This is a genomic window from Lyngbya sp. CCY1209 (genome assembly GCF_055795065.1).
In genome coordinates this window covers 21,556-30,480 of sequence record NZ_JAYFER010000628.1, presented here as the reverse complement: position 1 = coordinate 30,480, position 8,925 = coordinate 21,556, and the positions used below count along the sequence as shown (strand labels likewise).

General features: G+C 57.2%; 11 protein-coding genes. 8 read left to right on the top strand and 3 right to left on the bottom strand.

Annotated features, from left to right (window positions below):
• From AC0QHF_RS24025 to AC0QHF_RS24015, 3 genes are all read left to right on the top strand, one after another.
• A partial coding sequence (locus tag AC0QHF_RS24025) for a hypothetical protein (RefSeq protein WP_324706791.1) occupies positions 1-193 on the top strand: 193 nt, incomplete at its 5' end.
• A gap of 71 nt (positions 194-264) precedes the next feature.
• Complete coding sequence (locus AC0QHF_RS24020) at positions 265-501, top strand: hypothetical protein (protein WP_324706790.1); 237 nt, start codon at positions 265-267, stop codon at positions 499-501.
• Positions 502-503: 2 nt separating this feature from the next.
• Complete coding sequence (locus AC0QHF_RS24015; protein WP_324706789.1) at positions 504-905, top strand: type II toxin-antitoxin system VapC family toxin; 402 nt, start codon at positions 504-506, stop codon at positions 903-905.
• Between the two features lie 86 nt (positions 906-991).
• On the opposite strand, the gene AC0QHF_RS24010 is transcribed toward AC0QHF_RS24015, so the two are convergent.
• Positions 992-1,792, bottom strand: a complete 801-nt coding sequence (locus AC0QHF_RS24010; RefSeq protein ID WP_324706788.1) for an arginyl-tRNA synthetase — start codon at positions 1,790-1,792, stop codon at positions 992-994.
• 241 nt (positions 1,793-2,033) lie between these two features.
• On the opposite strand from AC0QHF_RS24010, the gene AC0QHF_RS24005 reads away from it, so the two are divergent.
• The 4 genes from AC0QHF_RS24005 (at position 2,034) to AC0QHF_RS23990 (ending at position 4,883) form a co-directional block, all read left to right on the top strand.
• Positions 2,034-2,741: a Crp/Fnr family transcriptional regulator gene (locus AC0QHF_RS24005; RefSeq protein ID WP_324706787.1), complete on the top strand. Its 708-nt coding sequence runs from the start codon at positions 2,034-2,036 to the stop codon at positions 2,739-2,741.
• Positions 2,742-2,861: 120 nt separating this feature from the next.
• Complete coding sequence (locus tag AC0QHF_RS24000; protein WP_375341462.1) at positions 2,862-3,566, top strand: DsbA family protein; 705 nt, start codon at positions 2,862-2,864, stop codon at positions 3,564-3,566.
• Between the two features lie 149 nt (positions 3,567-3,715).
• Positions 3,716-3,883, top strand: a complete 168-nt coding sequence (locus tag AC0QHF_RS23995) for a hypothetical protein (RefSeq protein WP_324706785.1) — start codon at positions 3,716-3,718, stop codon at positions 3,881-3,883.
• Between the two features lie 133 nt (positions 3,884-4,016).
• Positions 4,017-4,883, top strand: a complete 867-nt coding sequence (locus AC0QHF_RS23990; RefSeq protein ID WP_324706784.1) for a hypothetical protein — start codon at positions 4,017-4,019, stop codon at positions 4,881-4,883.
• Positions 4,884-4,905: 22 nt separating this feature from the next.
• Here AC0QHF_RS23990 and AC0QHF_RS23985 read toward each other — a convergent pair whose 3' ends face one another.
• Complete coding sequence (locus AC0QHF_RS23985) at positions 4,906-5,646, bottom strand: phycocyanobilin:ferredoxin oxidoreductase (RefSeq protein ID WP_324706783.1); 741 nt, start codon at positions 5,644-5,646, stop codon at positions 4,906-4,908.
• Between the two features lie 116 nt (positions 5,647-5,762).
• Here AC0QHF_RS23985 and tatA point away from each other — a divergent pair, with 116 nt between their 5' ends.
• Positions 5,763-5,972, top strand: a complete 210-nt coding sequence (gene tatA / locus AC0QHF_RS23980) for a twin-arginine translocase TatA/TatE family subunit (protein WP_324706782.1) — start codon at positions 5,763-5,765, stop codon at positions 5,970-5,972.
• Positions 5,973-6,222: 250 nt separating this feature from the next.
• On the opposite strand, the gene cphA is transcribed toward tatA, so the two are convergent.
• Positions 6,223-8,901, bottom strand: coding sequence for a cyanophycin synthetase (gene cphA, locus AC0QHF_RS23975; protein ID WP_324706781.1), 2,679 nt, complete (start codon positions 8,899-8,901; stop codon positions 6,223-6,225).
• Positions 8,902-8,925 lie beyond the last annotated feature (24 nt).

Below are 8,925 nucleotides of genomic sequence, written 5' to 3'. Positions count from 1 at the left end.
TAGGGGGATCATCCGGATCTCATTCGAGCGAAAACCGCTGTATCTGTCCTCTCACAACTCCAACGGCGCGATCGCAAGTATCGCGATCGCTTATTTGCATTTATCAATCATCGGTGAGGATGTCGGCGTTGAGGCAATAAATGGGCAGGCGTTGCGGGGATTCGCCGGTGAGAAGGAGGTTACGGCGTTTTAGGCGGCTTTGGTGGCGGCGCAAGTAAGGCTATACTATAATTAATCAGAGCTTAAAATCAGGAAGTAATCCAAATGACCACACAACAATTATTAGAAAAATGGCAGAGTTTAGATCCTGAAAAACAGCAACAAGTGCTCGCCTTTATCGATGCCATTTCTCAAAACCAAAAACCGACTGAGCCGAGTTCCCCACTCGGAGAAAAATTAAGGAAAATTCGCCGAGAAATCATAGAATCTGGGATACCTTTGTTAACCCCAGAAGAAATCCAACAAGAAAAAGCCGAACGTCGTGGAGGCTATGTAGACTAATAATGATCCGAACATTTGTCGATGCTGGAGTGTTAATTTATGCGGCTCGTGCTGAAAATGAAATAGCTGAACTCGCTTTACAAATATTAGAGGATAACCAGCGAGAATTTGCGTCTAGTATTTTCCTGAAATTAGAGGTTTTGCCAAAAGCTATTTATCATCAACAAAGTAGCGAGATCGAGTTTTATGAAACTTTTTTTGATGCAGTTGTTTACTGGGCGAACGATATCAACACTATCATTGAACAAGCCTATCGAGAATCTAGCCAATTTGGACTGGGGGCGATGGATGCTTTGCATATTGCGGCGGCAGTCTCAGTTGGAGCAACGGAATTTATAACCAATGAAAAATCTCAAAAGTCAATTCATCGAACTCAAAGTATTAAAGTCATGTCTATATTGTAGCTTGTTAGACGGAACAACCAATGGAAACTGCACAGTTGTTTATGAGTGGCGATAACCAAGCGGTTCGCTTGCCTCTAAGTTATCGTTCACAACTCCAACGGCGCGATCGCACCCAATTTTTCCTGCAAAATAAACCGCAAAATCGATTGCGTCACCACCAACAAACCCAGGCGAAATCGGGATAATTCAAAATCGTTTAATTTCACCTCACCCCAAATTGGACAGCGGCGAAAAAAGCGATCGCACCCTTCCGCCAATCCCGCTCCCACCGTTTCCCACCGCAACTTTCGGGGGGGGAAATAACAGATATCGACTGTATTAATCAATTGTGAAATTAGTTCCATTTCTGCCCGATCGCGCGATCGCAACTTCCCCGCATCGTCCAGCCAGGGAACGGCGGCGGGTTCCGCCCATTTCCACAACTTCGGGGCGATCGCCGGGTCGGGTTCGGCGAGGGTGATGAGGCGATCGCGGTGTGCCATTCGCAGCAGAGAACAGCAGCGGGCGTGGGCGTATTGAATTGGAAAAAGGGGAGAATCAAGGGAATCCGAATCGCGAGAATAACCCGTTTCTGGAAAGGGAATTTGCGTCATTTTTTGCAGCCAGTCCGCCACCGCCGCATCGGTGAGGTCGAATTGCATCATCCCCGACTCCAACACCGTGGCGATTATCCCCGATTTTTCCATTTCCGGTGTTGCGATCGCTCTCCCGAGCTCCACGGGCGATCGCGACATCTCCGCCGCCAATTTTAGCGCGATCGCCGAAATATAGCGAATTGTGGTGATATCCCTGACGCGGGCAATGGGAATGTCGGCGGACGAAATCTCCTCCGCGACGGCCGAGCGGATGTGGCGGATCAAAATTTCCTGAATGACCGGAATTCCCATGTACGGTTGCTCTCAAGCGATCGAATAATTCCCCAAAAAGCCCGGAAATCACCTGAGAAATGCGGACAATTGCCGCGATGCCCTTCGGGTTGTACCAAATGCGATGTGTTTTTTGTTACATTAGATCCAACTTAGCTCAGGTTGATATACATGAGGTGTAATCTCACCCTCCTCCGAGTGGTCGCCACTCCCAACAGACAGGTCTGTTTGACAACTTAATCTCCGGCTGGAAGATGTTCCTATGCAGTCAACTCCTATCGTGTCAGAGTCCCCCCGCCCGTTTTTAACTTGGCAAGAAATCACAGATTGGGCACAAGAGCATTATCGCTGTCGGTCGTTCGCGAAAGATGAGCGCATCCCCGCCCGACCCGGACTCCTGTACCTGGTGCAATCGGGCGCCATCCGCCTGGTCGGAAGTACCCAAGCGCGGGGAAAATCGGGGAAACCCCGGCGACGTCGCAACCTGGAAGAAGCCTTTCTGGGGTTCGTGGGTAAGGGTCAGCCCTTTGAACTGATCGCCCAGTCTCCGTTTACACTTCACGCCTACGCCCACACCGAAGATACCAGCATCGTGTGGATGTACTGGAACGATCTGGACAACTGGCCCCAATTTCGGCGGGACGTTCTCGACGCCTTCCGCTACCAACACCAGCGGAAACTGCTGTGGCTCAGTACCCTCGGCCAGCGCCGCACCCTCGATCGCCTGTTGGGATTCATCACCCTCCTCATCGAAGAATACGGGGAATATTATGCCAGCGGCACCGGGCCCGACGCCGTGCGGGGCTACCGCCTGCCCTGGCCGCTGACCCACTCCCAAATCGGCAGCGCGATCGGATCGACGCGGGTGACGGTGACGCGCCTGATGGGTCAACTGCGGCAGCAAGGTTTGATTTATATGTACGGCGAGAGTCTGATCTGTCTGCCCGTCGAACCCGAAGACGAATCTTGAATCCCCAGGGCGATCGCGCGATCGGCTAAACTGGAGAGCAGAATTTGACGGGATGGAAACGGGTTCATGACAAACGCTTCGAGACGGCAGTGGCAAACCCCGGTCGTGGGGCTATTCTGCATGATTTTGGTGGCGCTGGGCGGCTGTTCGCAAACCGCTCCATCTTCGGATTTTGAACAGCAAGTATTGCAAGTGATCCGCGACAACCCCGAAGCTATCCTGGAGTCCGTGCAGGCCTATCAGGAACAGCAAAAAAACCAACTCAGCGAGGCGCGGGGTTCGTTTTTGGAGAAAATGAAAGAAAATCCCCGAGCCGTGATCGGGGATTCTCCCACTACCGGCGCGGCGGACGCAGAGATCGTGCTGGTGGAGTTTTCGGATTTTCAGTGTCCCTTCTGCGCCCGCGCCCACGACACCGTCAAACAATTTATGGACAAAAATGGCGATCGCGTGACGCTGGTGTACAAACATTTGCCCCTGGCGCAAATTCACCCCGAAGCCGTACCCGCCGCCAAAGCGGCCTGGGCAGCCGGGCAGCAGGGGAAATTCTGGGACTATCAAGACGCGCTATTCGAGCAGCAGGATCGACTCGGAGAGGAGCTTTACGTTGAGATTGCCCGATCGCTGAATTTGGATCTGGAGCAGTTTAACAGCGATCGCAACAGCGACGAAGCGATCGCCGCCATCCAGCAAGACATACAACTGGCCCAGGCCCTCGGCATTTCCGGGACGCCCTTCTTCGTGATGAACGGCGAAGTCCTCTCCGGTGCGGTGGAACTCTCCGTCATGGAAGAAACCCTCGCCAAAGTCCGGAACCCATCTTGACACTCGCCCCCCTTTTCGGGGGGCCGTTTCATTCTCCCCGGAAACATGGCGAGACGGGGGGGGAGGTGCAGAAAATTAGGGGTTCGGGCCGAAAAAATTGCCCTCGGAGGGCAGGGCTTCAGAGCCAATTTTTTCCGTAAAAATCCGGATTGAGCGACTCAAATTTTGGCAATGATTGGAACGGTGCGATCGCGAAATTGCGGATGCGATCGCCCACATCGGACGGGGTGCGCGATCGCGGCGGGACGGCGATCGTCCGGGATGCCGGAGCGGTGAAAAAAGGTGGGCAGATACATTTGGTATCATTTGTAGTATAGAACCCCTCGGGGTATGGAACGCAAATTTGATTCGATTCCTCAGATTCGCCTTCCATTCATCTTCCGTTCACGCCGATGAAATTGGTGCGATCGTCCCCGGGAAGTTAACCGTTATTGATATTGATGAATGCTTATGTTGCCTCCGACAAATTTACACCGGGTTGAATCCACTCTGGCTCAAACGCCCCCGGCAGACCCGGCCCCCAATTCGATGCCCAAAATCACCTCCGAGATGATTTGGATGGGGGCGACCGGTTTGATGCTCGTCATACTGATCGCAGTCGCGGCGATTTACAACTCCAAAAACAAAAATCTTGCCAAGCAGTTAAAAATGGAGCATTTTAGAAATAAAGAACTCCACAAAAAATACAAGTTAGCCCTGGCGACGATCTCCAAAATGGAGAAAAACCCCGACCTCATTCACTCCCGAGAATTCAACCTCGACTATCTGAGAATGCGGATGGCCGAGGACGTATTCCACTACGCCATCATCGTCCAAATCAAGATGAAGGTGAAGCAGCAAATTGCCCTGGCACTGCGGCCAACCCAGGCAGCCGTCGGCGAAAAAAGCAACGCCGGCCAGGGTCGCCAGGTCGATGCGACGTTCGATGTGGAGTACGAGACGGGAGATGCCGAACACTCCAAAAAACGGGTGCTATTTCGGATACAAATTCGCCTGATGAAACTGCCCACCCAGGCGACTTCCACCACCATCAATCAGATCATTGACTGTCTGGAAACCTATTTGAGTCCCTCCGACGACCACGACACCTGGCAACCCACCATCCAAGGCCGTATCGTCCACATCGAGTGGGATCAAAAGGCTAAACCCACGCCCCTGCTGGTGTTGGATCAGTCCACCGAGGGGATGAACGTCACCTTCCGAACCACGAGAAAGGTGCCGGAAAGTGGCATCAAGAATGCCGACTCCGCCAAGGCTCGCAAGAAGTCCAAGCGTCGCAAAGCCGTGCCGAGCGGCGGCACCCACTTCAATCCCTGATCGGGGTTCGGAAGCCGCCGCATCAAGGATTCGGACAATCGAAGAGGACCGTCGTCATGTAGCGATCGGCCCACTCCGGCCCGAAAGCCCGTTCGAGGACGCGACGGGTTTTGTCGTTTTGCTGCTGTTGGGTGCAGTAGTGGCGTTGGGCGGCGATAATTTCGGCCTCCCGTTCCGGGGATACGGGGGTTTGGGCGATCGCCCGCCGACAGTGCAGGTCCAGATAGGTTTCCACCCGCTTCAAAAACAGCTTTTCTTCTTCCGGGTTCGCCGGACGCACGAACAGGCAAAACTCGGAAAAGATCGTTCCCCAAGCGGGAATCTCCCGGGGGTGCGAAAATTGGTTTTCGGGCACTCGCCCCAGTTCACTTCGGTACGCTTCAGGGAGGGTGCGTCCCCCGTCCGCCGGAGACAGGTCCACGATCGCCGCCCCGATTTGCCCCCGTCCCCCCACCAAGTCCGTCCCGAACATCGGCAGGGGGTAGGTGCTGCGGGGAAACATGACGCAGTGCAGAATGTCGAGGGTGCCGCCGACTTTTGCCAGTTCCAGGTGCATTTTCCGGAATTCCCGGCTTTGATAGCAGCGATTTTCGATGGTCAGCTTTTCCCCTTCCAGCCGCCCCTCGATGTACCCCAAATCCTCCGGGAGGTGGTAGGGTTCCAGGTCGAAATGCCGATGCCACAGGCCTTCGATCGCATCGGCGAGGTCGCGGATGAGCGGGTGTTGCTGTTGTCTGAGGGAGGGGGTAGAGGTTTCTAACATTCTCAAATCTAAATTCGGCAAAGTTGCGGGTCCGGTTGCCCGGGCGGCGGTAATATTAAGAATATCAGCTCAGGGACGAGCAAAATTTTAAGGAAATTTACATCAGGAGTCGGACTATGTTTGGTTTGGGATGGCCCGAATTAGCGGTAATCGCCGCGATCGCGGCCTTGATTTTCGGTCCGAAAAAAATTCCCGAGTTGGGACGCAGCCTCGGCCAGACCTTGCGGGGCTTCAAGGAAGAATTGGGGGGCTCCGGAGACGCGGAAACGGGGGCGGGGGACGAACCCGCTCCGGAAAATGGCGCGAAAAAGGACGATATCGGCTGATATTAAATGGGGCAGGGGAGGCAGGGGGGCACAGGAGGCAGGGGAGGCAGAGGAGGCAGGGGAAGCAAGTTTCATATCCGTCCGTACAAATTCCCCAATCATCTTCAGATGATTTTCGCTAGTAGGGGCGCAAGGCTTGCGCCCTCGGGGAATTGATTCCCAAGCGGTGCGGATGTCCCCCCCGTTTCTGGGCTCCCTCCGCTCCCTCCGCTCCCTCCGCTCCCTCCGCTCCCCCCGCCCCCACAAACCTTCAGGCGTTGGCTGGAGAGAGGCTGTTGCGATCGCCGTCAGTTTCCTGAATCGGGTTGCGCTCTTCGATCAGTCGAATCGCCCGCTTGACGCTCTCCGGCAAGATCACCACCAACCCCCCGGCCGGCGCCCGATCCAAACCGGTTTGGATCGCCTCTTGCTCGTCGAGGATCGTCTCGTACTTGACCCGGGGATCGGGAACCCGGCCGATCACCTCCTCGATGCCCTTGGTAATTAAGTTGGCGGCATCCCCCCGAGTCCGGCCCCGATTGTCGTCGTCTTCCTTGATGATGATCTCATCGAACATCTTGGCGGACAGCCGGCCGAGGGTGACGAAATCTTCGTCGCGGCGATCGCCCGGACCCCCGACCACGCCGATCCGCTGTCCCGGCCAATTATTGACGAAACCCGCCAGGGCCTCGTAACTCGCCGGGTTGTGGGCGTAGTCCACCAGGGCGTGGTACTCGCCCATATTGAACAGATTCATCCGCCCCGGCGTCTGGTCCGCCGACGCCACGAAGGACGCCAGAGCCGAGCGGATGTGTTCAATCTTCACCCCCTGGGCGAAGGCGGCCAGACAGGCGGCCAGGGCGTTGGCAATCATGAACGGCGCCCGCCCCCCCATCGTCAGCGGCACGTTCACCGCCTGCTCGATCCGCAGGGTCCAATCCCCCTTCAAAATGGACAAATAGCCGTTCTCGTAGACCGCCGCCAAACCCCCCGCCTCGGCGTGGCGGAGGACGATCTCGTTGTCCGGATTCATGGAAAAATAGGCGACCTGGGCCTTCACCCGCTCGGCCATCCCCGCCACCAGAGGATCATCGGCGTTGAGCACCGCGTAGCCGCTCGGCATCACGGCCTCGGCCACCACGCTCTTCACCTTCGCCATCTGTTCGATGGTGTCGATGTCCCCCAATCCCAGGTGGTCGGCGGCCACGTTCAGCACCACGCCGATATCGCAGGTGTCGAATCCCAGGCCCGATCGCAAAATTCCCCCCCGGGCCGATTCCAGTACCGCCACTTCCACGGTGGGGTCCCGCAGGATCAAATGGGCGCTCTGGGGTCCGGTATTATCTCCCGGTTCTGCCATGTAGTCCCCGATGTAGGTGCCGTCGGTGGTGGTGTAGCCCACCACCTGCCCCGTCTGCTTCATGATGTGGGCCAGCAGCCTGGTGGTGGTGGTTTTGCCGTTGGTGCCGGTCACGGCCAGGATGGGGACGCGGCTGGGGGTGGGGCCGGGGAAGAGCATATCCATCACGGCGCCGGCGACGTTCCGGGGCAGGCCCTCGCTGGGGGCGACGTGCATCCGGAATCCGGGGGCGGCGTTGACTTCCACGATCACCCCGTCCACGTCCCGCAGGGGTTTGGAGATGTCCGGGGTGACGACATCGATGCCGGCCACGTCCAGGCCGATGATTTTGGCGACCCGGGCGAACAGCCAGATATTTTCCGGGTGCACTTCGTCGGTGCGATCGATGGCGCTGCCCCCGGTGCTGAGGTTAGCCGTCGCCCGCAAAAAGCAAATTTCACCTTCGGGCAGTACGGAATCGATGGTATGTCCCGCCTCCTGGATCATGGACAGGACGGTTTTATCCACCACGATGCGCGTAAGGACGTTGTCGTGTCCGTCCCCCCGCCGGGGGTCGCGGTTGGTGGCCTCGATCAATTCTTCGATGGTGGATTTGCCGTCGCCGACGACGTGGGCCGGGACCCGTTCGGAGACGGCCACCACCCGGCCGTTGACCACCAGGACCCGGTGATCGCGGCCGGTGTAGAAGCGCTCGACGATGACGCTGCGGGTTTTCGAGGCGGTACTGGCGGCGTCGTAGGCTTGTTCGGCGGTTTCCCAGGTGGTGATGTCGAGGGTGATGCCGCGGCCGTGGTTGCCGTCGAGGGGTTTGATGGCGACGGGGTAGCCGCCGACGTCTTCGATCGCGTCCTGGAGTTCGTCAAAGTAACGGATCACCGTCCCCCTCGGCACGGGGACGCCGGCATCCCGCAGCACCTGCTTGGTCCCTTCTTTGTCGCAGGCGAGTTCGACCCCCAGAATTCCTGTGTTTCCCGTCAGCGTGGCCTGGATGCGCTTTTGGTTGACCCCGTAGCCGAACTGGATCATGAACCGGGCGCTCAACTGCATCCAGGGGATGTTGCGGGCTTCCGCCTCCCGGACGATCGCCTCCGTACTCGGCCCGAGGGCGGCCTGGGCCCTCAATTCTTTGAGATCTTCGATATCTTGGGTCAGCTCCGCTTCCGGGTAGGTTCCCGCGTCCACGATGCTCTGGCACAGGCGCACCGCCGCCCGCCCCGCGTAGCGTCCGGCGTGTTCGTTTTCGTACTCGAACACCACCTGGAAAGTCCCGGGGGTGGAGGTTTCTCGGGTGCGGCCGAATCCCACCGGCATCCCCGCGAGTTGCTGGAGTTCGAGGGCGACGTGCTCGATAATATGCCCCATCAGCGTCCCCCGCTGCACCCGGGTCAAAAACCCCCCCCGCACCCCGGGCGAGCAGTGGTGTTCCACCAGGCTGGGCAGGACGGCGGTGAGCCCCTCGTAAAAGCCGGGGATGTCGGAGGAGTAGCGCTCCGTCAGGTCTTCGAGATCGAGGCGCATGACGATCAGTTTGTGCCGTCGAATGCTCCAGTAGTTGGGACCTCGCAAGGTCTGAATTCTAAGAATTTTCATAGCTGAGTGGGCGATCCAGGAATT

What these genes read in the sequence shown, in the direction of transcription:
- AC0QHF_RS24015 (WP_324706789.1), top strand. Translation starts at nt 504, where the DNA reads ATGATCCGAACATTTGTCGATGCTGGAGTGTTAATTTATGCGGCTCGT.
- AC0QHF_RS24020 (WP_324706790.1), top strand. Translation starts at nt 265, where the DNA reads ATGACCACACAACAATTATTAGAAAAATGGCAGAGTTTAGATCCTGAA.
- AC0QHF_RS23985 (WP_324706783.1), bottom strand. Translation starts at nt 5,646, where the DNA reads ATGTTAGAAACCTCTACCCCCTCCCTCAGACAACAGCAACACCCGCTC.
- AC0QHF_RS24010 (WP_324706788.1), bottom strand. Translation starts at nt 1,792, where the DNA reads ATGGGAATTCCGGTCATTCAGGAAATTTTGATCCGCCACATCCGCTCG.
- cphA (WP_324706781.1), bottom strand. Translation starts at nt 8,901, where the DNA reads ATGAAAATTCTTAGAATTCAGACCTTGCGAGGTCCCAACTACTGGAGC.
- tatA (WP_324706782.1), top strand. Translation starts at nt 5,763, where the DNA reads ATGTTTGGTTTGGGATGGCCCGAATTAGCGGTAATCGCCGCGATCGCG.
- AC0QHF_RS23990 (WP_324706784.1), top strand. Translation starts at nt 4,017, where the DNA reads ATGTTGCCTCCGACAAATTTACACCGGGTTGAATCCACTCTGGCTCAA.
- AC0QHF_RS24005 (WP_324706787.1), top strand. Translation starts at nt 2,034, where the DNA reads ATGCAGTCAACTCCTATCGTGTCAGAGTCCCCCCGCCCGTTTTTAACT.
- AC0QHF_RS24000 (WP_375341462.1), top strand. Translation starts at nt 2,862, where the DNA reads ATGATTTTGGTGGCGCTGGGCGGCTGTTCGCAAACCGCTCCATCTTCG.